Source organism: Dietzia sp. SL131 (assembly GCF_026672565.1).
Lineage (GTDB): Bacteria > Actinomycetota > Actinomycetes > Mycobacteriales > Mycobacteriaceae > Dietzia > Dietzia kunjamensis.
In genome coordinates, this window is record NZ_JAPPRI010000003.1 from 1,137,294 (window position 1) to 1,163,275 (window position 25,982).

Consider the following 25,982-nt stretch of genomic DNA (forward strand, 5'->3'; position numbering starts at 1 on the left):
CCGCTGGTCGCATTTGTACCCTTCTACCCACTCCAGTGCCGGTCTGCCCGGCGCACGTAAGGTGAACGACGTGAACGAACCTCGGTCCGAGAACACCGACCGCTCGCCCCGACGCGGCGACCGCGACGTACCCCGCCGGGGAGATCGGGTGCCACAGGAGCGTCGGAGAGACAACAGCTCGTACGGCGAGCGTCGCGGAAAGCGGTACGACGGCTCGGAGACAGGCCGGTCGGACGGTGCGAAGCAGGCCGATCGACAGGATGCACGTCCGCGTTCCGCCGGCGACGACACCGCACGCCGCGGTGCCGCCTCTGACGGGGGAAGCGGTCCCCGGCGGGCCCCCGTCGGCGGTCGCGGCGGCGGAAATCGACGCGACGGCGGAGACCGACGCGGAGCCGGCGCCCCGGGCGGAGCCCGGCGGGGTGGCCGTACCGGAGACGACCGTAGATCGGAAGGTCGTCCCGGTCAGGAGGCACGCCAGGCGGCCAGAGCTGACGAGCCGCAGCTCCCCGATGACATCGAGGCCGCCGACCTCGACCTCGAGATCCGTCGGGACCTGCGCAGTCTGGACAAGTCCAACGCCGAGTCCGTGGCCAAGCACATGGTGGCGGCGATGTACCTCGTCGACGAAGACCCGCAGCTCGCGCTCGCGCACGGTCGCGCGGCCAAGAACAGGGCCGGGCGCATCGGTGTCGTCCGGGAGACCCTCGGTGTGTTGGCGTACCGCGCCGGCGAATGGTCGGAAGCGTTGAGCGAACTCCGGGCGGCCCGCCGGATCTCCGGCGGGCCGGGCCTGCTGGCGATGATGGCCGATTGCGAACGAGGCCTCGAGAGGCCCCAACGTGCCATCGAACTGGCCCGTGGAGAGGAATCCCGGTTGCTCGAAGGTGACGAGCTCATCGAACTCCGCATCGTGGAGGCCGGTGCCCGGGTGGACATGGGCCAGTTGGACGCGGCCCTGGTGACCCTCCAGGACGCCGGCCTCGACAAGGACGCGCGCGGTGAGTCCGCGGCGCGTCTCGACTACGCCTACGCCGAGGTGCTGCTCGTCGCCGATCGCAAGAGGGAGGCGGCCGACTGGTTCGGTCACGCCGTCACCGCGGACCCCGAGCAGACCACCGACGCGGAGGCGCGTCTCGCGGAGCTCGAGGCGTAGGTCAGTTGAGCTCCCTTTCGCTGGCCGCACGGCACGACGCCCTACTCGTCGATCTCGACGGCACTCTCATCCGCGGTAGCCAGCCGATCCCGGGGGCCGCGGAGGCGCTCGCGAACGCGGGGCTCCCCGTGGTCTACGTGACGAACAACGCGAGCCGCTCGCCCGGGGACACCGCCGACCACCTTCGGTCGCTCGGCTTCTCCGCCGGCGCCGACGACGTCATGACCAGCGCGCAGGCCGCGGTGGTGATGGCTGCGGACCATGCCGATCCCGGTGCCAGGGTCCTGGTGGTGGGACACGACAGTTTCCGCGACCTCGCCCGGCAGGCCGGGTACGAGGTCGTCCTGTCCGCCGACGACGATCCGGAGATCGTCCTGCAGGGACTGTCCCGGGAACTGACCTGGTCGGATCTGGCCGAGGGATGTCTGGCGATCCGTCGGGGTGTGCCCTGGGTCGCGTCCAACGTGGACGCCACGTTGCCCACCGAACGAGGCCTGCTCCCCGGGAACGGGTCCCTGGTCGCCGCCCTCCGTGCGGCGACCGATCGCGAGCCCCTGGTCGCGGGCAAACCGGCCGCCGGCGTGTTGACCGCCGCCGCGGATCTGGTCGGTTCCACCCGCCCGCTGGTCATCGGTGACCGCCTCGATACGGACATCCAGGGTGCGGTCGCCGCCGGGATGCCGTCGCTCATGGTGCTGACCGGCGTCCACGGCGTCGACGATCTCCTGGTCGCGGATCCCGACAGCCGGGCCACCTACCTGGCGGACGATCTCTCCGCACTGTCTGCCTCGGCGGAGGCCAGCCGGATCGACGCCGCAGTGGAGTTGGACGGAACGGTCGAGAACGGTGCCCTGCACCTGACCAGCGCGCCGGAGGCGCTCGATCGGCTCGATCTCGCCCGTGCGGTGGTCAGACTGGCGTGGCGTCACGAGTCGAAGGCATTCCGGGCGGCCGACGAGGGCCTGCGATCCCGGCTGGCGGGTGCAGGCCTCGGCGTCGGCTAGCGTGTAGGCCGTGACGACCCCCGGACCACAGCCACGCCCCGGGCCCGCGGGCCCCGACACCGACGAACTCCGCTCGACGTTCGACGATCTGCTCGCCGATTCCGTCGGGGGCCAGGGCGCTGGACCGGACGGCTCATCTGTCCGGGACGACCAGGTGGCCGCCCTCGACGCCGCCCACGAGCTCCTCGCGCTGGCGCTGACGGCGCTGGACAGTCGGCGCTGATGGTCGCGAAGCGGATGCGGCTGGACGCCGAACTGGTTCGCCGCAAGATCTGTGACAGTCGGGAACGCGCCCGTGATCTCATCGATTCCGGGCGCGTGATCGTCAACGGGGTGGCAGCCACCAAGCCCGCGACCCAGGTCGAGCCGACCACATCGATCGCGCTCACCGCCTCCGATGAACCGGACTGGGCATCCCGCGGAGCCCACAAACTGGTCGGAGCCCTCGAGGCGTTCTCCGACGTGCCGGTCTCCGGAGCTCGGTGTCTCGACGCAGGCGCGTCGACCGGCGGGTTCACCGATGTCCTGCTCTCGCGTGGCGCCACCCGCGTCGAGGCGGTGGACGTGGGGTACGGACAGTTGGTGTGGCGCCTGCGCAGCGACGAGCGCGTGGGCGTGCACGACAAGACCAACGTCCGCTCCCTGACCCCGGACGACATCGGTGGCCCGGTGGACCTCGTGGTCTCCGACCTGTCGTTCATCTCGCTCGCACTCGTCCTGCCCGCGCTCGCAGCGTGCGTGCGCCCGGGAGGCGACCTGTTGCCGATGGTCAAGCCCCAGTTCGAGGTGGGCCGCGAGCGTGTCGGCCAGGGCGGTGTGGTGCGCGACCCGGCACTGCGGATCGAGGCGGTCACCGGTGTCGCCCGGGCTGCCGCGGCACTCGGACTGGAGCCGCTGGGATGCGTCGCCAGCCCGCTCCCCGGCCCGTCCGGGAACGTCGAGTACTTCCTCCACCTCCGTAAGGTCGGCGCGGGAGAGCGACTCGAGATGAGCGCCGAGGCGCAGCAGGCCATACGGACGGCAGTAGAGGAGGGCCCGCAATGAACGGCACGCCCGGACCGGTGCACTCGCGCAGGATCCTGCTCGTCCCCAACGTCGCCCGGCAGGACATCGTCGCCACCGTCGCCCAGGTGGTCGACGCGTGCGCGACCAGGGGCATCGCGGTGCGGATGGTGGAGGGCACCAGCGAGAGCGTCGCCACGGGGGCGGGCGTGGAGACGGTCCCTGACATCCCCGAGGCCGCCGAAGGGTGTGAACTCGTCCTGGTCCTCGGTGGTGACGGCACGTTCCTGCGCGCCTGCCAGTACGCCAACGCCGCGGACGTGCCGATCCTGGGGGTCAATCTCGGACACATCGGCTTCCTCGCCGAGTCGGAGGTCTCCTCGCTCAGTGGCGTCGTCGAGCAGATCGCGGCGAAGGACTACAGGGTGGTCGAACGGATGACGGTGGAGGCCACCGTCATCCACGGGGACACCGTCCTGGCCCGGGACTGGGCACTTAACGAAGTCAGCATCGAGAAGGTCTCCCGGCAGGGCGTCCTCGAGGCGTCCGTGGAGATCGACGGCCGACCGGTCAGTGACTACGGCTGTGACGGCATGTTGGTCTCCACGCCGACCGGGTCGACCGCCTACGCGTTCTCGGCCGGCGGGCCGATCGTCTGGCCCGAACTCGACGCCATCCTCGTGGTCCCCAACAACGCCCACGCGCTGTTCGCCCGTCCGATGGTCGTGGCACCCTCCTCCAGGGTCGCGGTGGAGACCGGGGTGCATTCCGGCCCGGCAGTGGTGGTGGTGGACGGACGACGCCTCGTCGACGTCCCGCCGGGCAGCCGGGTCGAGGTGGTGCGGGGCGCGCGCTCGGTCAAGTGGGTCCGACTGGACGACTCGCCGTTCACCGACAGACTGGTCACGAAGTTCGAACTGCCCGTCACCGGGTGGCGTGGGCGGTCCGCTGTCCGGCCCCTCACCTAGGGTGGGTGCGTGCTCACGGAACTTCGGATCAGCGGCCTCGGCGTCATCGACGAGGCCGTGGCCGATTTCTCGCCCGGGCTGTCGGTGCTCACCGGCGAGACCGGCGCGGGCAAGACGATGGTGGTCACGGGACTGAGGCTCCTGGCCGGAGGGCGCGCGGACCCCGGGCGTGTCCGGCGCGGTGCGGAGAAGGCACTCGTCGAAGGGCGCTTCGACCTGGCCGCGACGGCCACCATGGACGCAGCCGACCGACGCGACCTCGACGAGTTGCTCGAGGACACCGACGTCGAACTCGACGAGGACGGCAGTGTCATCGCCGCACGCCGGGTGGGTGCGGACGGCCGTTCGCGTGCCAGGCTCGGGGGGAGGTCTGTCCCCGCCGGGACCCTCGCCCGCTTCTGCGCGCCGGTGCTGGCCGTGCACGGGCAGAACGATCAGCTGCGTCTGCTCCGTCCGGACAGGCAGCGAGACGCCGTCGACGCCCACGGTGGGGACGAGGCGCGGGCGGCCCTCGACGCCTACCGCGACACCTATCGGCTGTGGCGGGACGCCGAGCGTTCACTGGCGGAGCGCACCGGTCGGGCTCGTGAGCTGGCCCGGGAAGCCGACCTGCTGCGGATGGGACTCGAGGAGATCGATGCCCTGGGGCCCGAGCCGGGGGAGGAGGCCGAACTCGACGCCCGCATCCGCCGACTCACCGATTCCGAGGAACTGCGAGAGGTCGCGGGTCAGGCCCACGACGTCCTCGCCGGTGACGGCGAGACCAGCGAGCCGGTGGTGGGCGTCCTCGACCAGTTGCGGCACCGTCTGGCCGCTGCCGGTGACCCGGCGCTCGACCCGATCGCCACCAGCATCGGCCAGGCCGTCGCGGCGCTCGGAGATGCCGCGACCGAGCTCGGCCTGTACCTGGCCGAGCTGCCGGTCGACGCGGCGGACCTCGACTCGGCATTGGAACGACGCCACGACCTCAGGGCGTTGACCCGGAAATACGGCACCGATGTCGACGACGTGCTCGCGTGGGCGGACAGGGCCCGTACGCGGCTCGGTGAGGTCGACACCTCCGACTCCGCCGTCGCCGAACTCCGTTCCACCGTGGAGCGCCTCGCCGCCGAACTCGACGAGCGCGGAGCCACACTGACGCGCATCCGACGCGCCGCCGGGGACGATCTCGCGGAGAGGGTGTCCGCCGAGCTGGCCGAGCTGTCGATGGGCGGGGCCCGGCTCGTGGTCCGGGTCACCCGATCAGGCGAAGGCCTCGACGGCGCCTCGGAGTCGGGTCTCGACGACGTCGAGCTGGCGCTCGACGGGCCGTCGGGCATCGTCCCGCTCGGCCGAGGCGCGTCGGGAGGCGAGCTGTCGAGGGTGATGCTCGCGCTCGAGGTGGTGTTGGCCGAGAGATCCGGGGGAGGGACCCTGGTGTTCGACGAGGTCGACGCGGGAGTGGGCGGCCGGGCGGCGTTGAGCATCGGTAAGCGGCTGGCCAGACTGGCCAGAACCCACCAGGTCATCGCGGTGACCCACCTCGCCCAGGTCGCGGCGTACGCCGACACGCACCTGGTCGTGCACAAGGACACCGGCGCCGGGGGATCGGACGGGGTCGTCTCCGGGGTCACGGCGGTCGCCGACTCCGATCGGGTGACCGAACTCGCCCGGATGCTCGCCGGTATGGAGGACACCGACACAGGTCTGGCACATGCGCGGGAGTTGCTGGAGAAGGCTCAACGGGAAAAGTCTCAAGCTCAAGTCGACCGTTAATCCGACACGCCGGGCAGACCTCCCTGGTCACGTGAATCACACGCGTGATACTCGGCGCATGAAGATGTCGGGTCTGCTCAGCCGCCGTTCCACTGACCTCGCCGGTGTCGTGGGCACCGTCCGCCAGATCGAGGTGGGGTCACAGGTCCCCAGGAAGCTCGGCGCCAAGGACGTCGCCGTGCTCGATCTCAACCGCGCGCCCGCCGACACCGCCCGCGCTCTCGTCGACGCCGGGGTGGCGGCAGTGGTACACGTGCCCCGTCAGGGGGAGGAGATGCTCCCCCGCGCGGCGTTCCGGATCCTCGCCGCGTCGACGATCCCGGTCATCGAGGACGCGGACCTGTCCGGGGTCGCCGACGGGACCCGGGTGCGGATCGACGACGGTGTCGTCTACTCGGTCAAGTCGGAGGACGAGATCACGAGCGGCCGCGAGGTGGACTCGGCCACGCTCCTCGCCGAGGTGGACACCGCGGAGAGCGGGTACGTCGAGTCGGCGCTGGCGCACCTGGCCAACGCCACCGAGTTCCTCAGCCTCGAGCACCCGCTGCTGCTGGACGGCGAGGGCCTCCCGTCGATCGACGTCGACTTCACCGACCGTCACGTCGTTGTGGTCACCGGTGACGCGGCCGCGCGCGGCCAGCTCGCCGAACTCAAGCCGTTCATCCGGGAGTACCGACCGCTGTTGGTCGGCGTGGGTGCCGGCGCGGAGTTCCTGCGCTCCGCTCGGCTGACGGCCGACGTCGTCGTCGCGACCCCCACGGACGTGTCCGACGACGTCCTCACCGACGGCGCCGTCCTGGTGGTGCCCGCCGACCGCGACGGGCGCGCCGAGGGCCTCGAGAAGATCACAGAGCTCGGACTGGGGGCCACGACATTCCCCGCCGCCGCGACCGCGAGGGACATGGCGCTGCTGCTGGCCTACCACGGGGGCGCCGAGATGATCGTGGTGACCGGCGACGACAGGGGGCTCGAGAACGCGTTCCGCGACTCGTCCGCACCCTCGTCCACGATGGTCGACACGACCGTCTCCTCCCGCCTGGTCCACGCCGATGCCTGCGCGACCCTGTACCGGTCGCGGGGCGCCGGGATCGGACTCGCCCTGGTCGTACTCGCCGCCCTGATCGCGGTGGCCGCGGTCGTGGTGGCCCGCGACGCCGCCGCGGACCTGCTCATCTGGGCCGTCGAAACCTGGAACTCCTTCGCGCTCTGGGTCCAGGGGCTCTTCCGTTGATCTCTCTGCGTCGCCACGTCCTGACGCTGGTGGCCGTGTTCCTCGCTCTCGCGGTGGGGGTCGTCCTCGGGTCGACGTCCGTGGCGACGTCCATCAGGGACGCGGTGGTCGAGCGTGAGGAGACGACGGCGGCGCGGCTCGAGGCGTCGCAGGAGGATCTGGCCGCGGAGCGGATCGCCGTCGACCGACTCGACTCGCTGGCGGGAGACCTCACCCCGGCCGTCGTGGACGGTCGGCTCGACGGGAGGCCGGTCCTGACGATCGTGGCACCCGGAGCCTCCGACGAGGACGTCTCCGCGGCGCGCGAGGTCATCGACGCCGCCGGCGGGATCGACGCCGGCCGCGTCACCCTGACGGACAAGGCCGTCGACCCGGAGGCGGACGCGGAACTCCAGGCTCTCGTCGCGAACCTGCCCATCGGCACCGCCCCGGCCGCTGATGCGGACCTCGGTACCCAGCTGGGCACGGCGCTCGGTCGCGCGGGGCTGCTGCGCGCCGAGGACGCGGAACCGCACCTCGAGGACGACGACCGGGAGACGGTCCTCACCACCCTCGCGGATGCGGGGATCATCGGCTACGAACCCGGGACCCTTCGGCCCGGACAGCTGGCGTTGGTCGTGACCGGGCCCCGGGACGAGGAATCGACAGGGGTCCGTGTCGCCGCCCTGGCCCGCACCCTCGACGGTGAGGGCGCCGGCGCGGTGGTCGCGGTGCGGACGGGCGACTCCGGGGGACGCGACGCGGTCAGCATCCTGCGGTCCTCGGCGGAGGAGGACGTCTCGACCATCGATGACGCCGGTACCGAGGCGGGACGTCTGGCGACGACGCTGGCGCTGGCGGAGCAGCTCGACGGTGGGCAGGGTCACTACGGGCTGAGGCCGGACGCGACCGCCGCGGCGCCGTCGCTCCCCCCGACGCCGGAGCGGTGATAGCCTGAAGCCCCGTGGGGTGCACCGGAGCCACACCAGCATTCATCCATTCCGGCGTATGGACACGGGAGTCCCCTTGGCACTGAACCGAACCGCATCGCGGTCCGAGACCAAGCACATCTTCGTCACCGGCGGCGTGGCGTCGTCGCTGGGCAAGGGGCTCACCGCCTCGAGTCTCGGACAGTTGCTCACCGCCCGCGGTCTCCGTGTGACCATGCAGAAGCTGGACCCGTACATCAACGTGGACCCCGGCACGATGAACCCCTTCCAGCACGGCGAGGTGTTCGTCACGGAGGACGGCGCCGAGGCCGACCTGGATCTCGGCCACTACGAGCGGTTCCTCGACCGCGACCTGGACGCGAAGGCCAACGTCACCACCGGGCAGGTGTACTCCGCGGTCATCGCCAAGGAGCGCCGCGGCGAATACCTCGGTGACACCGTGCAGGTGATCCCGCACATCACCGACGCCATCAAGGACCGCATCATCGCGATGGGTGACCCCGACGACCAGGGGCGTCGCCCCGACGTGGTCATCACCGAGGTCGGCGGGACCGTGGGCGACATCGAGTCCCAGCCGTTCCTCGAGGCGTGCCGGCAGGTCCGCCACGAGGTGGGCCGGGAGAACATCTTCTTCCTGCACGTGTCGCTGGTCCCGTACCTCGCACCGTCGGGTGAGCTCAAGACCAAGCCCACGCAACACTCGGTGGCCGCGCTGCGCTCGATCGGCATCGTCCCCGACGGGTTGATCCTGCGGTCGGACCGGGACGTCACCGACGGGCTCAAGGCCAAGATCGCCCTGATGTGCGACGTGGACCTCGAGGGCGTCGTGTCGACCCCGGACGCCCCGAGCATCTACGACATCCCCAAGGTGCTGTTCAACGAACACCTCGACACGCACGTCATCCGGCGTCTCAACCTGCCGTTCCGGGACGTGGACTGGACCGTGTGGGGCGACCTGCTCCAGCGCGTCCACGAGCCGCGCGAGGAGGTCGAGATCGCCCTCGTGGGCAAGTACATCGACCTGCCCGACGCCTACCTCTCCGTCACCGAGGCACTGCGCGCCGGCGGCTTCGCGCACCACGCCCGGGTGAACATCCGGTGGGTCGAATCCGATGCCTGCACCACCGAGGCCGGCGCACGCGAGGCGCTCCGTGGTGTGGACGGCATGCTCATCCCCGGCGGGTTCGGTATCCGGGGGATCGAGGGCAAGCTCGGCGCCATCTCGTGGTCCCGCAAGAACCGCATCCCGCTGCTCGGGCTGTGCCTCGGTCTCCAGTGCTCGGTGATCGAGGCTGCCCGCTCGGTCGGGCTCGAGGGCGCCTCCTCCACCGAGTTCGACCCCGATGCCGAGCACCCGGTCATCTCGACCATGGCCGATCAGGTGGACGCGGTCGCCGGCAACGCCGACCTCGGCGGCACCATGCGTCTGGGCTCCTACCCGGCCACGCTCACCAACGGCTCGGTCGTGGCCGAGGCGTACGGGTCCACCGAGATCACCGAACGCCACCGCCACCGCTACGAGGTCAACAACGCCTACCGCGACAGGATCGCCGAGTCCGGCCTGCAGTTCTCGGGGACCTCCCCGGACGGGCACCTGGTCGAGTTCGTCGAGTACCCGCGCGAGCATCACCCGTTCTTCGTCGCCACCCAGGCTCACCCGGAGTACAAGTCGCGTCCGACCCGCCCCCACCCGTTGTTCGTCGCGTTCATCAAGGCCGCGCTGGACTACGAGAACGAGATGCGGCTGCCCGTCGAACCGTGGCGCTCCGGTCAGGGCGGGGGCTCCACTCCGGAGACGGTGGACGCGCCGGACGCCAAGACGTCCAGCGTCCGTGCCGACGAGGTGGACACCGAGACGGCCTCCGACCCCCGCGCGGACGGGAGCTGACCGGCGTGTCCGAGCGCGGTGCCCCCGGGACGCACGACTACCGCACCGTCGCGAGCCGTGAGATCTTCGACGGCCGCGTCGTGCGGCTGCGTGTGGACACCCTGACCATGCCGGGCGGGGGCACCGCCGACCGGGAGATCTGCGGGCACGACGACGCCGTCGCGGTGATCGCCCTCGACGACGACGACCGGATCACCCTCGTCCGGCAGTACCGGCACGCCGTGGGGGAGCGACTCTGGGAACTGCCCGCAGGGCTGTGCGACGTCGACGGCGAGGAGCCCTTGGCGACCGCGCGCCGTGAGCTCGCCGAGGAGACCGGTCTCGAGGCCGAGCACTGGCGCCCGGTGATCGAGATGATCCCGTCCCCGGGGTTCTGCACGGAGCGCGTCCACGTGTACCTGGCCACCGGACTCCGGCAGGTCGAGCGCCCGGAGGCGGAGCACGAGGAGGCGGACATGGAGGTCGCGCGCATGCCGTTCGCCGAGGCCGTCGACGCCGTGCTGGACGGCCGGATCGTCAACGGTATCGCCGTGGCCGGCATCCTCGCGGCCCACTCGGTGATCGACCGGTCCTGACGGGATCGGACCCCCGGTGACCTCGGAGGGCGGCGCCACCGTGCAGATCCGCGGGTATCTGGACCACCTCGCCGTCGAGAAGGGGGCCTCGGCCCACACCCTGGCCGCGTACCGCCGCGACCTGGAGAAGTACCACCGCTATCTCGCGGCTTCGGGCGTCGACGACCTGACGTCCGTGACCGAGGCGCACGTGGAGGAGTTCCGCACCCGGTTGGCCACCGCCGACCCGGACGAGGGACGGAAGGCCCTGGCCCCCAGCTCGATCGCGCGGACCATGGCGGCGGTCCGCGGTCTCCACCGGTTCGCCACCCGTGACGGGGTGACCGCCCTCGACGCGGCCGCCGCCGTCACCCCGCCCCGTCCGCCGCGGCGGCTCCCCAAGGCACTGCCGGTCGACCGGATGATCGCGGTGATCGAGGCGGCCGGCGCCACCGAGACGGACACCGACCCCGCACGCCTGCGCGATCGCGCGATGCTCGAGTTGCTCTACGCCTCCGGTGCCCGGGCCGCCGAACTCGTCGGGCTCGACGTCGACGACCTCGACGGTCTCGACCACCCGGACGGTGGAGCGGTGATCCTGCGGGGCAAGGGTGGTAAGGAGCGGATCGTCCCGGTCGGGCGTCCGGCGTGCGAGGCGGTGGGGGCCTATCTGGTGCGTGCCCGACCCGCGCTCGCCACCCGAGGGGGCCCGGCCCTGTTCCTCAACGCCCGCGGTGGGCGCGTCACCAGGCAGACCCTGTGGAACGTGGTGTCGGTCGCGGCACGACGCGCCGGTGTGCAGCAGGACGTCTCACCACACTCGTTCCGGCACTCGTTCGCCACCCATCTCCTCGACGGCGGGGCGGACATCCGTGTGGTCCAGGAGCTGCTGGGACACTCCTCGGTCACCACCACGCAGGTGTACACCCTCGTCACCGTCGACACGCTCCGAGAGGTCTGGGCCGAGTGTCACCCCCGGGCACGGTAACGTGACCGTGGATACGGCCCGGCGCGCTCGAGACGGCACGCTCGACACGGCACGGGTGAGACGGCGAGGAGAGGAGATGCGGTGGCGCTGAACACTGGGGCGATGGACCCCGCGTTGTTCTCCCGCGCCGAGCTCCTGGGCGCCGACGACCCGGCGGCCGGCGAGGGGTTCTCCGCGATCCCCGAACCGGAAACACTGTCCTCGCACGGGCCCGCCGTGGTGTTGTCGATGTGCAACCAGAAGGGCGGCGTCGGCAAGACCACCAGCACGATCAACCTCGCGGCGGCACTGGCGGAGTACGGCCGCAGGGTGCTCGTTGTGGATCTCGATCCCCAGGGGGCGCTGTCCGCGGGCCTGGGCATCCCGCACCACCAGCTCGATCTCACCGTCTATAACCTGCTCGTGGACAACTCCGTGTCGACGGAGGAGGTCCTGGTCCGGACCCGTGTCGAGGGCGTGGACCTCATCCCCGCCAACATCGACCTGTCGGCCGCGGAGATCCAGCTCGTCAACGAGGTCGGTCGCGAGCAGGCGCTGGGCCGCGCCCTGTACCCGGTCCTGGACCGCTACGACTTCGTCCTCGTCGACTGCCAGCCGTCGCTGGGCCTGCTCACCGTCAACGCGCTGGCGTGCTCGGACGGCGTGCTCATCCCCATGGAGTGCGAGTACTTCTCGCTGCGCGGGTTGGCGCTGCTGACGGACACGATCGACAAGGTGCGCGACCGCATCAACCCCCGACTGCACCTCACAGGCATCCTCATCACGATGTTCGACCGTCGGACGGTCCACGCCCGCGACGTGCTCAGCCGGGTCGTGGAGGTGTTCGGAGACAAGGTGTTCGACACCCTCGTCACCCGCACCGTCCGGTTCCCGGAGACCACCGTCGCCGGCGAGCCGATCACCACGTGGGCTCCGAAGTCCGCGGGTGCGCAGGCCTACCGCGCCCTGGCGCGCGAGGTCATCCAGCGCGGCAGGTGACCGGGCGGTGACCGGCGTCGGGCCCCCGTCGGGTCAGGACCCGGTCGGGTCGGCGACGGAGGTCGGGGACCCGCGGGCGTTCACCGTCCACCTGACCAACTTCACCGGTCCGTTCGACCTGCTGTTGGGGCTCATCGACTCCAAGCGCCTCGACGTCACGGAGGTGGCTCTCCACGCCGTCACCGACGAGTTCATCGCGCACACCCGCCGCCTGGGCACGGAGGCCGGGCTCGAGGAGGTCACCGAGTTCCTGGTCGTCGCGGCGACACTGCTCGACCTCAAGACGGCCCGACTCGTCCCGTCCGGCGAGGTCCAGGATCCCGAGGACCTGGCCCTGCTCCAGGCCCGGGACATGCTCTTCGCCCGCCTGCTGCAGTTCCGGGCGTTCCGTCAGGTCGCGGAGCTGTTCGGTGAGCTCGACCGCACCGCGCGACACGCGTACCCGAGGACCGCCGGGCCCGACGAGGAGTTCCTGGGACTGCTCCCCGAGGTGGAGCTCGGGGTGGATCCCGACCAGTTCGCCACCATCGCCGCGGTCGCGTTCCGGCCACGGCCGGTCGACGAGGTGGGGGTGGGGCACATCCACGCTCCCGTCGTCTCGGTCCCCGAGCAGGCGGGCCGCGTCCTCGAGCTGTTGAAGTTCCACGGCGAGGGTCGGTGGGTGGACTTCCGCGACCTGATCACGGGGTGCGACGACTCCCTCGTCGTCGTCGCCAGGTTCCTCGCCCTGTTGGAGTTGTACCGGGCGCGCGCGGTCGCGCTCGCCCAGGACGAGGCACTGGGGGACCTGTTGGTGAGGTGGACGGGCGTGGACGCCGACGAGGTGACGAAGGGAAGGGACGAGTGGACGTGAGCGACGTGTCGGGGCCCGGCGCCCCCGAGCCGGTGGCGATCGGGGACGACGACGAGCCCGGTGTGCCGGAGCCAGAGGGGCCGCCGCTCCGTGCCCGGCTCGAGGCCCTGGTGCTGGTGGTGGACCAACCGACACCGGAGAGTGCACTGGCCGCGGCCGCCGGGTCGACGGCGGCCGAGGTCGAGGCCGAGCTGCGGGCGTGGCGCGACGAGCTCACGGCCGCGGGGAGCGGGATGGACCTGCGTCGCAGCGCCGACGGCTGGCGTCTCTACACCCGCCGAGACCTGGCGCCGTACGTGGAACGGCTCCTCACGGACGGCACCCGGTCCACGCTGACCCGGGCCGCGCTGGAGACCCTCGCCGTGATCGCCTACCGGCAGCCGGTCACCCGGTCGCGGGTCGCGGCGGTCCGCGGGGTGAACGTCGACGGCGTGATGAGGACACTTGTGGCGCGCGGGCTGGCGGTGGAATGCGGCACAGATGCGGACACCGGGGGCATCCTGTATAGGACCACAGAGCTATTTCTGGAAAGATTGGGACTCACGTCGCTCGACGAGCTGCCGGACATCGCCCCGTTGCTGCCGGATGTCGACCTGGTCGACGAGATGAGCGACGACCCCGCGGACGATCCGCGGATCCCACTGGGGCGGCGCCGAACCGCGGCGCCCGACCCCACTCCCCGAGACGACGACGAAGAGATGTGACGTTTTCATGACTGAATCCGCTGGCCGAGACGGCGCACCGGTCCGCCTCCAGAAGATCCTGGCCCAGGCCGGGGTCGCCTCCCGCCGGGCCTCCGAAGAGCTCATCGCCCGGGGACGGGTGGAGGTCGACGGCAAGAAGGTGCGCGAGATGGGCGTCAAGGTCGACCCCGCCACGGCGGTCATCCGCGTGGACGGCACCCGCATCGTCCTGGACGACACCCTGGTCTACCTCGCACTGAACAAGCCCCGCGGCTACCACACCACCATGTCCGACGAGAAGGGCCGGCCCTGTGTCGGCGACCTCGTCGCGGACCGCGTGGACGCCGGGCAGCGGCTGTTCCACGTCGGGCGTCTCGACGCCGAGACCGAGGGGCTGCTCCTGGTGACCAACGACGGGGAGCTGGCGCACCGCCTCATGCACCCGTCCTACGAGGTCTCCAAGACCTACATGGCGACCGTCACCGGCGTCGTGGGTAAGGGCGTCAACAAGCAGCTGCGCGCCGGGGTGACCCTGGAGGACGGACCCGCCAAGGTCGACCAGTTCTCGATCCTCGACGTCCACGACGGGCGCTCGCTGGTCAAGGTCGTGCTCCACGAGGGTCGCAAGCACATCGTCCGGCGGCTGCTCGCCGAGGTCGGGCACCCGGTCGAGGCGCTCGTCCGGACCCGGTTCGGGGCCATCGCGCTCGGTGACCAGCGCGCGGGCACCTTCCGCAAGCTGGGCCGCAAAGAGGTCTCCGACCTGTACGAGGCGGTAGGCCTGTGAGCGCCCCGAGCGCCCCGGCCGCGCGTCGACGTATCGCGATCGACGGCCCCGCCGGCACCGGGAAGTCCACCCTGGCCCGCACCCTGGCACGGCGTATCGGCGGCGCGTACCTCGACACCGGCGCGATGTACCGGGTGGCGACCCTGCAGGTCCTGCGCGCCGGGATCGACCCGGAGGACGCGGCCGCCGTGATCGCCGCCACGGCCGACCTGCCTCTGGAGATCGGCACCGACGCCGGAGCCGAGCGCGTCCTGCTCGCCGGTGAGGACGTCAGCGAGGAGATCCGCACCGCCCGCGTCACGGCTGCGGTCTCGGCGGTGTCCGCCGTGCCCGAGGTCCGCCAGAACCTGGTCCTCCTGCAGCGACGGCTGGCCGCCAGCGGGGGCACCGTCGTCCTCGAGGGGCGTGACATCGGCACAGTCGTGCTGCCGGACGCCGAGGTGAAGGTCTATCTCACCGCCAGCCCGGAGGTGCGGGCCCGGCGTCGCACCGACCAGGACCTGGCCGCCGGCCGCAGGGCCGACTACGACGAGGTGCTGGCCGCCGTCATCGAACGCGACCGCAAGGACTCCACGCGCGCCGCGAGCCCCCTGAGGCCTGCCGACGACGCGGTCGTCATCGACACCTCCGACCTGACCCTCGACGAGGTGCTCGACCGCCTGGTCGCGCTCGCCGAGGGAATCCACGCGTCGCACGGCGCCACCGCAGAAGGGACCGCACTGTGACCACCAACGAGGACAGCACCGACTTCGACCTGCCCACCGGGCCCGGCGAGGAGACCATCGAGGACGGCTGGAACGACGACACCGACTGGGAGGCGGTCGCCGCGGAGTTCGCCGACGAGATCGGGGCCGTGACCGAGGGCGTGGAGATCCTGCCCACCGTCGCGATCGTCGGCCGACCCAACGTCGGCAAGTCCACCCTGGTGAACCGCATCATCGGCCGCCGGGAGGCCGTCGTCGAGGACGTCCCGGGCGTCACGCGCGACCGGGTCTCCTACGAGGCGCTGTGGAACGGCCGCACCTTCATGGTGCAGGACACCGGTGGCTGGGAGCAGGACGCCAAGGGCATGCACCGCTCCATCGCGCAGCAGGCCGAGATCGCCATGGGCACGGCCGACCTCATCGTGCTGGTGTGCGACGGCACGGTGGGCATCACCGCCGCCGACGCCACGGTGGCCAAGAGCCTGCGTCGGTCCGACACCCCGGTCATCCTCGCCGTCAACAAGGTCGACAGTGAGAAGGCCGAACTGGAGGCGGCCGAGTTCTGGTCCCTCGGCCTGGACGAGCCCCACGCCATCTCCGCCGCCCACGGTCGCGGCACGGCGGATCTCCTCGACGAGATCCTCCGGCAGCTGCCGTCCAAGGCGAGGATGCGCGAGGCCACCGACGTGCCGCGGCGCGTCGCGCTCGTCGGCAAGCCCAACGTCGGTAAGTCGAGCCTGCTCAACAAGCTGACCGGCGAGGAGCGCTCCGTGGTCGACAACGTCGCCGGCACCACCGTCGACCCCGTCGACTCGCTCGTGGAGCTCGGGGGACGCACCTGGCGGTTCGTCGACACCGCCGGCCTGCGCCGCAAGGTCAACCAGGCCTACGGTCACGAGTACTACGCCTCTCTGCGTACCCGTGGCGCGATCGAGGCGGCCGAGGTCGTCGTCCTGCTCCTCGACGCCTCGGAGCCCATCACCGAGCAGGACCTGCGGGTGATCTCGATGGTCGCCGACGCCGGCCGGGCGCTGGTGATCGCCTTCAACAAATGGGACCTGGTCGACGAGGACCGGCGGTACGACCTCGACAAGGAGATCGACCGCGAACTGTCCCGGGTGCTGAGCTGGGCCCACCGGGTCAACATTTCGGCCAGGACCGGCCGCGCCTTGGCCAAGCTCGTGCCCGCGATGGAGACGGCGCTGGACTCCTGGGACAAGCGGATCCCCACCGGGCCCCTCAACACGTGGATGAGCGAGGTCGTCGCCGCGACCTCGCCGCCCATGCGTGGTGGTCGTCTGCCGCGGATCAGGTTCTGCACCCAGGCCACCACCCGGCCCCCGACGTTCGTGTTCTTCTCCACGGGGTTCCTCGAGGCCGGGTACCGGCGCTTCCTCGAGCGTCGCCTCCGTGAGACCTTCGGCTTCGATGGTTCCCCGGTCCGGGTGAACGTGCGGGTCAAGGAGCGTCGACAGCGCAAGTGACCTGCCGATTGGAGTCCGACGGAACCGGTGCGCTAGGGTAATCGAGTCGCCGCGCGAGCCGCGGTGGCGGACGGGCTGTGGCGCAGCTTGGTAGCGCACTTGACTGGGGGTCAAGGGGTCGCAGGTTCAAATCCTGTCAGCCCGACACAGATCAGGGCCGGTTTCCCGAGAGGGGGACCGGCTCTGAGTCCATTTCCGCGGTTCACTCCGGTTCAAGCGGCGGGTCACGCCCGCAGAATCCGGGGTGCGTTAGCCTGGCCTGGTCACGAAACGGCGACCCGGGTCGACCGTCAGTCTTCGATCCAGGAGTGAGCGCGCGGTGGGAGAGCTACTCGTCATAGCGGGGCTGGTGGTCGCGGTGATCGCGGTCGTCGGGATCATCGTCAAGGCACGGGGTGGCACGAAGCCCGAGGCGGCCGGACCCCGCCTCGACCCGCTCGCCGCCGACCGGCCGGTCCACGGCTTCGGCCCGCGAGAGCTCGGCCCCGGTGCGATCGTCTCCTACGGCGGCATCGACTATGTGGTCCGCGGCTCGGTCACCCTTCGCCAGGGCCCGTATGTCTGGTGGGAGCATCTCCTGGAGGGCGGCGACGGAGCGCAGTGGTTGGGCGTCGAGGAGGACGAGGGAACCCTCGAGCTCACCTGGTGGAACACCCGCAAGGGACTCGGCGTCAGCCCCGGATCCGAGGTGATCGTCGACGATCGGGTCCATCGGCTCGAGGAGTCGGGTGAGGCGGAGTACTCATGCGAGGGAACCACCGGTCTGCCCGAGCGCGGCCGGATGCGGTACCAGGACATGCGTACCGGGGACGGCAGCTCGCTGCTGTCCTTCGAGGACTGGGACGGGGCCGGCTGGGAGGTCTCCTCCGGACGCCCGATGTCCCGGGGTGAGCTGACCGTCTACCCGGCGCCCCCCGTCGCCGGCGACCCGGACTACAGACGGTGACCGTCCACGACCTCGCCACGGAACCGAGTGATGTGGCGGCCGCGGCACTGGGTTACCGGGTCGGCGTGACGCCCGAGCGGAACGCCCTCGTCTCCACCGTTCTCGAGCACCCCGCACTCGACAGCGCTCTACGCCTGTCCATCCTCGGGGCGTCACACGCGGTGACGCTGATGATCGACGGACGCGACGCGATGACCGAGGAGGTGTCCTGCCGCGCAACGGCAGACGGCGGGGCGCCTCTGCCGGCCGAGGAGTCCTTTCCCGGTCCGTGGGGTGTCCACCATCTGCGCGGGACCACCGAGACCCTCGCCGCCGCCGACTTCGGGGCGGTCGTGGAGCGACTGACGTCGCTCGCGGCAGCCGATCCGACCGTGCTCGCGGGACGGTTCCCGGGCTCTGACGGGGCGCTATCGGTGGTGGCTCCGACGCCGGACGACACGGGCTGGTCGTGGGTCACCTGGCATCTCTACCCGGCTGGAGACGACTCCGGGGAGTGCGGTGGCGACGTCGTCGCCACCACGTCCCGGTTGCACGTCGCCGGGGTGCACGTCGCCGGGGTGCACGTCGCCGGGCTGGCCGGCGCCGGGGTGGACGTTGCAGAGGGGGTGGCCTCGTGAAGCCCTACCGCGGGTGGATCATCGCGCTCGTCGCCGGACTGTGCGCGGTCCTGCTGGGCCTCGTCCTGGTGGGGTCCGGCACGAATGCCGTGCGTTATGTCCGTGAGAACTACTCCCCGGTGGCCGGCGCGTCCCAGACCTACGAGTGCCGGGGCGACCGGGACTCCACGGCGAGGGACATCAGCAACCACGAGCGGCCGGACGCCGACCAGCTGAACGAGGACACCCGGTACCTGAGGTACGGGGACGACATGATCGTCGTCGGCCGCTCCGGCGATCTCGCCTGTCGTGTCCAGCTCGACGAGAACTCGCGCACGCTCCGTTCCGGAGGCTTCATCTTCCTCGGCGGGGCCTTCGGGCCGGGCAGCCCGGCGCGGTCCGCCGGGGGCAGCTCCGGCGGGGTCGGCGTGAAGTGACCCACGAGACGCCCACAGATCACCCGAACCCCGAGGAGACACGGTGACCATCGCCGCCGGAACCGCCGACCACGTACCCGAACTCCTGGACGGGATCGGGGTGTCGCTGGCGTACTTCGGCGTCGGCGCCCTGGTCCTGGCGCTGGGTTTCGTCATGCTCGACCTGCTGACGCCGGGCAGCCTGCGCCACCACGTGTTCGTCGACCACCGTCCCAACGCCGCAGCGCTGTTCGTGTCCTCGGCGTTCTCCCTCGCGATCATCGTCGTCACCGTGATGACCAACGCCTCGGACTCCCTGGTGTTGGGCCTGATCGACGTCGCCGTCTACGGCCTGCTCGGCGTGATCTTCCAGGCCGTCACCCTGGTGATCCTGGAACTGCTGGTCCCCGGCAGGTTCCGCGACCTCGTCGGCGCGCCACGGTTCAGCACCGCCGCACTCGCCGTCGCGGCCACACTCCTCGCCGTCTCCGCCGTGAACGCGGCCGCCATTGCCTGACGAGGTCGGCACGGCGGTTCCCGTGCCGACGGAGGCGGACCCTGCCGGAGAACCCCCGCCGCGCGCCGGCCGCTGGTGGCGTCCTGTCGTGCTGGCCTCCGTCGCCGCGTGCGCCGCCTGCGGGCTCATCTACGAGCTCGCCCTCCTCACGCTCGCGACGACAGTCCAGGGCGGAGGGATCGTCGCCACGAGTCTCGTGGTGGCCGGGTACGTCGCGGCCCTCGGCCTCGGCGCATTGCTGGCCAAGCCGTTCGTCGACCGCCCGGCGTCGAGCTTCGTCGCCGTCGAGTCGACGCTGGGGCTCGTCGGTGGGGCGTCGGCCACGGCGCTCTATGTGACCTTCACGACCCTGGGGTCGGACTCGGCGTCGTTGGTGACGCTGGTGGTGGCCACCGCCGCGATCGGCGTGCTGGTGGGCGCAGAGGTGCCACTGCTCATGTCCCTGCTGCAGACCGGCCGCCGGACCGGGTCGGCCGAGGCCGGCCGGGTACTGGCCGATCTCAACGCCGCCGACTACCTGGGGGCGCTCGTCGGGGGACTGCTGTGGCCGTTCCTGCTCCTGCCGTCGTACGGGATGCAACAGGCCGCCGCCATCACGGGGGTGGTCAACGTGGCCGCCGCGGCCGTGCTGCTCGCGCTCGCGTTGCGGGGTCTGCTGACCCGGACACAGACTGCCGTAGCGGCGTTGTCGCTCGCGCTGGTCGCGGCTCTGCTGGGCACGCTGCTCGTCGCGCTCGACGACGTCACCGAGTGGTCGCGGTCCAAGCTGTACCCGGACCCGGTGCTCTCCCACACCCAGTCCGCCTACCAGGAGATCGTCGTCACCAGAGCGAGGTACAACGGCCGCACGGACCGCCGTCTGTACCTCGACGGCACGCTCCAGTACTCGAGTCTGGACGAGTACCGGTACACCGAGGCGCTGGTCCAGCCCGCGATGGCCGAGCGGCCCGGCGACGTGTTGGTACTCGGCGGCGGCGACGGTCTGGCGGCCCGAGACCTCCTGGCCGTGCCGGGCGTTCGGCGAGTGGTCCAGGTGGAGCTCGACCCGGCCGTGCTGGAGATCGCCCGCACCGAGCTGCGCGCGGACAACCGGGGTTCCCTCGACGACCCGCGCGTCGAGGTGGTGGTCGACGACGCCTTCGCGTGGCTGCGCCGGGGCGGCGACGGCGCCGTGCCGCCGGGCGGCTTCGGGGCGGTGCTCGTGGATCTGCCGGACCCGCGCAACGCCGCGCTGTCCCGCCTGTATTCCGAGGAGTTCTACGGCCTCGTGCGCGGGGTCACCGGCGATGACGGCCTCATGGTCGTCCAATCGGGGAGCCCGTTCTCCACACCGCGGCAGTTCTGGCGGGCGGTGTCGACAGTCGATTCCGCGGGATGGGGCACGACCCCGTACCACGTTCACGTCCCGACGTTCGGGGACTGGGGTTTCGTCCTGGCCTCGGCCGACGGTGACGCCCCGGATCTCCGACTGCGGCCCGACGTCACCGGCCTGCGATACCTCGACCAGGGGACCCTCGAGGCAGCCGGCCGGTTCGGTCGCGACGTGGCCCCGATGCGACTCGAGCCCTCCACACTCGACCGGCCCCGGATCCTCGATGACGCCCGACGTGGCTATGAACGCTGACCGGTGCGGAGCCGGCCTGCCACCCGCGGGGGAACACGGGGCCGGGGCCTACCGTTGTAACCGATAGGTATCCCGTGAGAAGAGCCGCGCGCCGGACGCGCGGGCGAGGAGGGGCATGGCCGACGAGCGCACGCCACAGACGGCACGGGACCGGATCGTGTCCGATATCGACCGCATGTGCCGGGGGGAGGGGCAGGCCCCTGTGGCAGAGTTGTCCGACCGGGCGGCTCTGCTCGTCGCCTGCGGGCTGATCGAACCCCGTATCGGCGACGTCGTCCTGGCCCGGATGCACCGCAATCTGCCGTTCCCGACGGTGAACGGATTCCACCAGGTCCGGATCATCGAGGAGCAGCGTCACGACCTGAGGCGGATCCTCGGCACCCCGGTGCCCTCCATGTTGCGCATGGCGCTGCGCACCCGACTCGCAGATCTCGACCGGAAGTACCTCGTCCTGCGGACCGGGTTCACCCGGGGTTCCGGCGTCTGGGCTTTCCGGGTCAAGGACATCCGCGCCGACCGGCGGCGCGGTGTGCACCTGGACACCGATGACCGTGGCCGGCTGTTCGACGCCCTGGCATCGACGCCGACCATGGCCCCCGTCCCGCTCGTGCCCCGGACCCTCGCGGAGCTCGGGACGGTCGCAGCGGCCAGAGGGCAGCGGGAGATGGGCCGGGTGGCGTTGCCACCACGGGTGCAGTCGGTGGTGCAGTCCCTTCCCTCGCTCCCGCACATCCGCGCGGACCGGCGTCGGATTCCCGAGATGTATACGGCAACCCTCATGGAGGTCGGTGGTCTGTACGACCGTCTGTACCGCGCGTACTCGCGGGGCGGACGGTCGGTGGAGGAGATCCGGCTGCAGTTCGACGCCGAATCCGAGGTGGTCGGCCTCGCCGGGGATCTGTGCCGACTGCGCGAGGCCGCGGCCACGGCCGGGGTGCCGCCGGCGAGCGACGGTTTCACCACTCTGACCGGTATGGGCGTCTCCATCGACGAGGTGTGGGCGGAGGTCGTCGACAGGGCGGTCGCGTTCCGGGAGCTCGTCGAGTCGGTGGAGTCGCGGGCCGAGGCCGCGGTGGCGGAGGCGGACCGTCTCGCCGGCATCGCCCGTGACAACGGTGTGGCGTCGCCCTCGACCCCCTACCGTCCCTCCCCGGCGGATGTGGCGGCCGAGCATCTGGCGGCGCGCGCGGGTGACCGGATGCTCTCGACGGAGGCCATGCGGAGGTTGCGCGGCCAGATCGACCCCGACCGCTAGACGCCGCGACCGGAGGGGCGCGTCCCCGACGGCGTCCCGCCTGCGTACGGTGGGAGCATCTGTTCGTCACCGGGAAGGACTCCACGCGTGGGACTGGCCAACCGCTTCTGGAAGCTCATGGGCTCCACCCAGGGACGCGACACCTCGCGCGCGCAGAGCGCGGTCGAGATGTCGCACGGGTTCGACGAGTGGGCGGCAGGACTGGACGACGACGAGTTCGCGGACGCCGCGCACGGGCTGCAGCTCTTCGGTGATCCGCCCGAGGATCTCGCCCGGTTCCTCGCGTTGGCGAGGGAGGCCGCCACCCGGACCGTCGGTCTGAGGCCGTTCGACGTCCAGCTCCAGGGAGCGTTGCGGATGTTCGCCGGCGATGTCGTCGAGATGGCGACCGGCGAGGGCAAGACGCTCTCGGGGGCGGTGGCCGCTGCCGGCTACGCCCTCCAGGGCCACACGGTGCACGTCATCTCGGTCAACGACTATCTCGCCGCCCGGGACGCGCGCTGGATGGGGCCGATGTTCGAAATGCTCGGGCTCTCGGTCGGCCACGTGACGGAGTCCTCGACGCGCGACGAGCGACGTATCGCCTATTCCTGCGATGTCACGTACGGCTCGGTCTCCGAGATCGGGTTCGACGTCCTCCGCGAACAGCTGGTGACCGACCCCGCGGATCTCATCGCCCCGACCACCGACGTGGCCCTGGTGGACGAGGCCGATTCGGTGTTGGTGGACGAGGCGCTCGTGCCGCTGGTCCTGGCCGGCTCGACCTCCGGGGAGGCGCCGACAGGTGAGGTCCTGGCCGCGGTGCGCAAGCTGCGACCGGGTCGGCACTACGAGACCGACGCCGACCGCCGCAACATCTTCCTCACCGACGACGGCGCCGAGGCCATCGAGACCGAGCTCGGCATCCCCGACCTCTACGACGCCGACCACGTCGGTACGACCCTGGTCCAGGTCAACGTCGCGCTCCACGCGTGCTTCCTGCTGCGTAGGGACGTGGACTACATCGTCCGCGACGGACGGGTGCAGCTCGTCAACGCGTCCCGCGGACGGGTGGCCGAGCTCCAGCGGTGGCCGGACGGGCTCCAGGCCGCCGTGGAGGCCAAGGAGGGCGTCGCGGTGTCCGAGGCGGGGCAGATCCTGGACAGCATCACGGTCCAAGCGTTCATCGGCCGGTACGACAAGGTGTGCGGGATGACCGGCACCGCGCTGGCGGCGGGTGCCCAGTTGCGCGAGTTCTACTCCCTGGGCGTGTCCCGGATCGACCCCAACGCCCCGAACATCCGGTTCGACGAGGCCGACCGCACCTACATCGACACCGACAGCAAGACCCGCGCGCTGGTCGAACACATCGCTGCTGTCCACGCCACCGGTCAGCCGGTCCTGGTGGGCACCCACGACGTGGCCGAGTCCGAGGAACTGGCCGCACGGCTCGCCGAGAAGGGGGTCGAGTGCTCGGTCCTCAACGCCAAGAACGACGAGGAGGAGGCGGCCATCATCGCCGAGGCCGGTGACGTCGGCAACGTCACCGTCTCCACCCAGATGGCCGGGCGCGGGACGGACATCCGCCTCGGCGGTTCCGACGAGGCCCGACGCGACGAGGTCGTGGAACTCGGCGGTCTCCACGTGGTGGGTACCGGACGGCACCGGACCGAGCGGCTCGACAACCAGCTCAGGGGACGGGCGGGGCGTCAGGGCGACCCGGGCAGCTCGGTGTTCTTCGCCGCCATGGACGACCCCGTGGTGACCTCGGCGCTCGAACCCGAAAAGATCCCGACCAGCCACGACAGGATGTCCGGGTTGCTCAAGGGCAATCGCGGGCGCGACGCCGTCGATCACGCCCAGCGGGTGACCGAGGGGCAGATGCTGGAGATCCACGCCAACACCTGGCGCTACAGTCGGCTGCTCGCCGAGCAACGCGACATCCTCGCGGAGCGGCGCTCTGCGCTCCTGCGTACGGACAGGGCCTTCGAGGAACTCACCGCACACGATCCCGCGCGGGGTGAGGCGCTGGTGGACGAGCACGGCCGTGAGGCGGTGGTGCAGGGCTGCCGGGAGATCATGCTGTGGCATCTCGACCGGGGCTGGGCCCGGCATCTGGAGACGATGAACGACGTCCGGGAGTCGATCCACCTCCGCGCACTGGGACGTGAGAACCCCCTCGACGAGTTCCATCGGATCGCGATCGACCACTTCCGGGACCTCGCCGCCGACGCCGTCCGTGAATCCGAGGCGACCTTCTCCGAGATCGAGTTCACCGACTCCGGGGTGGACCTCGAGGCCAACTCCATGGCGCGTCCCACCTCGACCTGGACCTACATGGTCCACGACAATCCGATGGCCGCCGGTGGGAACGTCTTCTCCGGGATGATGTCGACGTTCCGATGAATGCGGCGCGCGACGGCAGGCGGGAAACCGACCTCCGGGAGTGGCGGACCGGAGAGGGCAAGGTCCTGGGCGCCAGGATCCCGCCTCCCCGCGACGGGCACCTGTCCGCGGCGGTCCCGCCGGGCCTGGGCCCCGAATCGCCGGCCCGCGTACCCGAGGTCAGCGATCGGTTCTGGACGCTGCCCAACGCGATCTCGCTCGCGCGGATCGCGCTGATCCCGGTTCTCATCCTGAGCATCCTGGCGTGGGACGACCCACCCCTGGCCTTGTGGCTGCTCGGGGTGTTGGTCGTCTCGGACTGGCTCGACGGCAAGATCGCGCGTCTGTGGAACATGCGCTCGACCTGGGGCGAGCGACTGGACCCGATCGCGGACCGGATCCTCGTCGCCGCCGTGCCGGTGGCCTTCGCGGTCGCGGGATACATCCCCGTGTGGATCGTGGTGGTCCTGATCGCCAGGGACCTGCTGCTGACGAGCACTCTTCCGGTCTACCGCCGGCGCGGTCTGGTACCCGAGGTCACCTACCTGGGCAAGGCGGCTACCTTCGCCCTGTTCTGGTCACTCCCGCTGTTGCTGGCTGGCCACGCCGGTGTGCCGGGTGGACAGGCCTTCCAGCTCGTGGGGGAGGCGTGCCTGTACTGGGGCGTAGGACTGTACGCGTGGAGCGGGGGCATCTACGTGTGGCAGGCGTGGCGGATCGCGCGGGCGGTTCCCCCACGCGGGGCCCGATCGGCTGATGTGGGGGCGCCCGACGGTGTGTAATGTCGCCAGATGGAATTCGAAGTGAGCCACTCGAGAAGGGCGCGTCAGTGAGCGATCAGAACATCCCCGACCAGCTCCGGTACACCGATGAGCACGAGTGGGTGGAGCGGGTGTCGGACACCCGGGTGCGCATCGGGATCACCGAGTACGCGCAGTCCAAGCTCGGAGACATCGTGTTCGTCCAGCTCCCCGAGGTCGGAGGGGACACGGAGTCGGGAGAATCCTTCGGCGAGGTCGAGTCGCCCAAGAGCGTGTCCGACCTGTACGCGCCGCTCAGCGGCAAGGTGGTCGAGGTGAACAGCGCCCTCGAGACCTCGCCCGAACTGGTCAACTCGGATCCCTACGGTGAGGGGTGGATCGTCGTTCTGGAGATCGCCGACGTGGACGACCTGGAGAGCCAGCTCGAGCAGACACTCGACTCTGACGGGTACGCCAAGATCACCGAGGGCTGAGCGGGTAGTCGCCGCCCCCGGGCCCCGCGACCGGGGACTCCGACATAGAATCAACAGCACCGCACG

Annotated in this window: 26 protein-coding genes and 1 tRNA gene; all 27 read left to right on the forward strand. The window is 71.0% G+C overall.

The window, feature by feature from the left end; all coding sequences use genetic code 11:
* Positions 1-70: 70 nt before the first annotated feature.
* A complete protein-coding gene (locus OVA21_RS06110) occupies positions 71-1,156 on the forward strand; it encodes a hypothetical protein (protein ID WP_216637687.1) in 1,086 nt (361 codons plus the stop codon).
* A gap of 5 nt (positions 1,157-1,161) precedes the next feature.
* Positions 1,162-2,160, forward strand: coding sequence for an HAD-IIA family hydrolase (locus OVA21_RS06115; protein WP_069390227.1), 999 nt, complete (start codon positions 1,162-1,164; stop codon positions 2,158-2,160).
* Positions 2,161-2,170: 10 nt separating this feature from the next.
* Entirely contained in the window at positions 2,171-2,383 is a 213-nt protein-coding gene (locus tag OVA21_RS06120) for a hypothetical protein (RefSeq protein WP_067715725.1), read from the forward strand.
* Positions 2,383-3,204, forward strand: a complete 822-nt coding sequence (locus OVA21_RS06125; protein ID WP_067715729.1) for a TlyA family RNA methyltransferase — start codon at positions 2,383-2,385, stop codon at positions 3,202-3,204. Before OVA21_RS06120 ends, OVA21_RS06125 begins: the two co-directional genes overlap by 1 nt.
* Positions 3,201-4,130, forward strand: a complete 930-nt coding sequence (locus OVA21_RS06130; protein ID WP_096905557.1) for an NAD kinase — start codon at positions 3,201-3,203, stop codon at positions 4,128-4,130. The genes OVA21_RS06125 and OVA21_RS06130 overlap by 4 nt, the downstream gene beginning before the upstream one ends.
* 9 nt (positions 4,131-4,139) lie before the next feature.
* Positions 4,140-5,885: a DNA repair protein RecN gene (recN, locus tag OVA21_RS06135; RefSeq protein WP_096905556.1), complete on the forward strand. Its 1,746-nt coding sequence runs from the start codon at positions 4,140-4,142 to the stop codon at positions 5,883-5,885.
* A 58-nt stretch (positions 5,886-5,943) separates the two neighbouring features.
* The gene (gene steA / locus OVA21_RS06140) at positions 5,944-7,116 is read left to right on the forward strand and encodes a putative cytokinetic ring protein SteA (protein WP_096905555.1); all 1,173 of its coding nucleotides are present in this window, start codon (positions 5,944-5,946) and stop codon (positions 7,114-7,116) included.
* On the forward strand, positions 7,113-8,045 hold the full coding sequence (locus tag OVA21_RS06145) for a copper transporter (protein ID WP_254050465.1): 933 nt from the start codon (positions 7,113-7,115) through the stop codon (positions 8,043-8,045). The genes steA and OVA21_RS06145 overlap by 4 nt, the downstream gene beginning before the upstream one ends.
* A 58-nt stretch (positions 8,046-8,103) precedes the next feature.
* Positions 8,104-9,933 (forward strand): CTP synthase, encoded by a 1,830-nt coding sequence (locus OVA21_RS06150; RefSeq protein ID WP_096905554.1) that lies wholly within the window; start codon positions 8,104-8,106, stop codon positions 9,931-9,933.
* 5 nt (positions 9,934-9,938) lie between these two features.
* Entirely contained in the window at positions 9,939-10,508 is a 570-nt protein-coding gene (locus OVA21_RS06155) for an NUDIX domain-containing protein (RefSeq protein WP_067715746.1), read from the forward strand.
* Between the two features lie 16 nt (positions 10,509-10,524).
* Entirely contained in the window at positions 10,525-11,475 is a 951-nt protein-coding gene (locus OVA21_RS06160) for a site-specific tyrosine recombinase XerD (RefSeq protein WP_082923875.1), read from the forward strand.
* A 102-nt stretch (positions 11,476-11,577) separates the two neighbouring features.
* Positions 11,578-12,453, forward strand: coding sequence for a ParA family protein (locus OVA21_RS06165; protein ID WP_067715749.1), 876 nt, complete (start codon positions 11,578-11,580; stop codon positions 12,451-12,453).
* Between the two features lie 7 nt (positions 12,454-12,460).
* Complete coding sequence (locus OVA21_RS06170) at positions 12,461-13,306, forward strand: segregation and condensation protein A (RefSeq protein ID WP_067715751.1); 846 nt, start codon at positions 12,461-12,463, stop codon at positions 13,304-13,306.
* Positions 13,297-14,010, forward strand: a complete 714-nt coding sequence (gene scpB / locus OVA21_RS06175; RefSeq protein ID WP_067715754.1) for an SMC-Scp complex subunit ScpB — start codon at positions 13,297-13,299, stop codon at positions 14,008-14,010. Before OVA21_RS06170 ends, scpB begins: the two co-directional genes overlap by 10 nt.
* Positions 13,934-14,776 (forward strand): pseudouridine synthase, encoded by an 843-nt coding sequence (locus OVA21_RS06180; RefSeq protein WP_371517504.1) that lies wholly within the window; start codon positions 13,934-13,936, stop codon positions 14,774-14,776. Before scpB ends, OVA21_RS06180 begins: the two co-directional genes overlap by 77 nt.
* On the forward strand, positions 14,773-15,501 hold the full coding sequence (gene cmk, locus OVA21_RS06185) for a (d)CMP kinase (protein ID WP_067715760.1): 729 nt from the start codon (positions 14,773-14,775) through the stop codon (positions 15,499-15,501). The genes OVA21_RS06180 and cmk overlap by 4 nt, the downstream gene beginning before the upstream one ends.
* The gene (der, locus tag OVA21_RS06190) at positions 15,498-16,964 is read left to right on the forward strand and encodes a ribosome biogenesis GTPase Der (RefSeq protein WP_268092014.1); all 1,467 of its coding nucleotides are present in this window, start codon (positions 15,498-15,500) and stop codon (positions 16,962-16,964) included. Before cmk ends, der begins: the two co-directional genes overlap by 4 nt.
* Before the next feature lie 71 nt (positions 16,965-17,035).
* Positions 17,036-17,109, forward strand: a tRNA-Pro gene (locus tag OVA21_RS06195).
* Between the two features lie 174 nt (positions 17,110-17,283).
* Positions 17,284-17,910, forward strand: coding sequence for a DUF4178 domain-containing protein (locus OVA21_RS06200; protein WP_268092015.1), 627 nt, complete (start codon positions 17,284-17,286; stop codon positions 17,908-17,910).
* Positions 17,907-18,527, forward strand: coding sequence for a DUF2617 family protein (locus tag OVA21_RS06205; protein WP_268092016.1), 621 nt, complete (start codon positions 17,907-17,909; stop codon positions 18,525-18,527). The genes OVA21_RS06200 and OVA21_RS06205 overlap by 4 nt, the downstream gene beginning before the upstream one ends.
* A complete protein-coding gene (locus OVA21_RS06210) occupies positions 18,524-18,943 on the forward strand; it encodes a DUF4247 domain-containing protein (RefSeq protein ID WP_067715770.1) in 420 nt (139 codons plus the stop codon). Before OVA21_RS06205 ends, OVA21_RS06210 begins: the two co-directional genes overlap by 4 nt.
* Positions 18,944-18,986: 43 nt before the next feature.
* Entirely contained in the window at positions 18,987-19,439 is a 453-nt protein-coding gene (locus tag OVA21_RS06215) for a DUF350 domain-containing protein (RefSeq protein WP_067715773.1), read from the forward strand.
* 22 nt (positions 19,440-19,461) lie between these two features.
* Positions 19,462-21,063 carry a polyamine aminopropyltransferase gene (locus tag OVA21_RS06220; protein ID WP_268092017.1) on the forward strand — a complete coding sequence of 534 codons (1,602 nt, stop codon included), beginning with the start codon at positions 19,462-19,464 and terminating at the stop codon, positions 21,061-21,063.
* 115 nt (positions 21,064-21,178) lie between these two features.
* On the forward strand, positions 21,179-22,318 hold the full coding sequence (locus OVA21_RS06225) for a hypothetical protein (protein ID WP_268092018.1): 1,140 nt from the start codon (positions 21,179-21,181) through the stop codon (positions 22,316-22,318).
* Between the two features lie 87 nt (positions 22,319-22,405).
* On the forward strand, positions 22,406-24,703 hold the full coding sequence (gene secA2, locus OVA21_RS06230) for an accessory Sec system translocase SecA2 (protein WP_268092020.1): 2,298 nt from the start codon (positions 22,406-22,408) through the stop codon (positions 24,701-24,703).
* Positions 24,700-25,464 (forward strand): CDP-alcohol phosphatidyltransferase family protein, encoded by a 765-nt coding sequence (locus tag OVA21_RS06235; protein ID WP_268092021.1) that lies wholly within the window; start codon positions 24,700-24,702, stop codon positions 25,462-25,464. Before secA2 ends, OVA21_RS06235 begins: the two co-directional genes overlap by 4 nt.
* Before the next feature lie 47 nt (positions 25,465-25,511).
* Positions 25,512-25,916, forward strand: coding sequence for a glycine cleavage system protein GcvH (gene gcvH / locus OVA21_RS06240; RefSeq protein ID WP_268092022.1), 405 nt, complete (start codon positions 25,512-25,514; stop codon positions 25,914-25,916).
* Positions 25,917-25,982 lie beyond the last annotated feature (66 nt).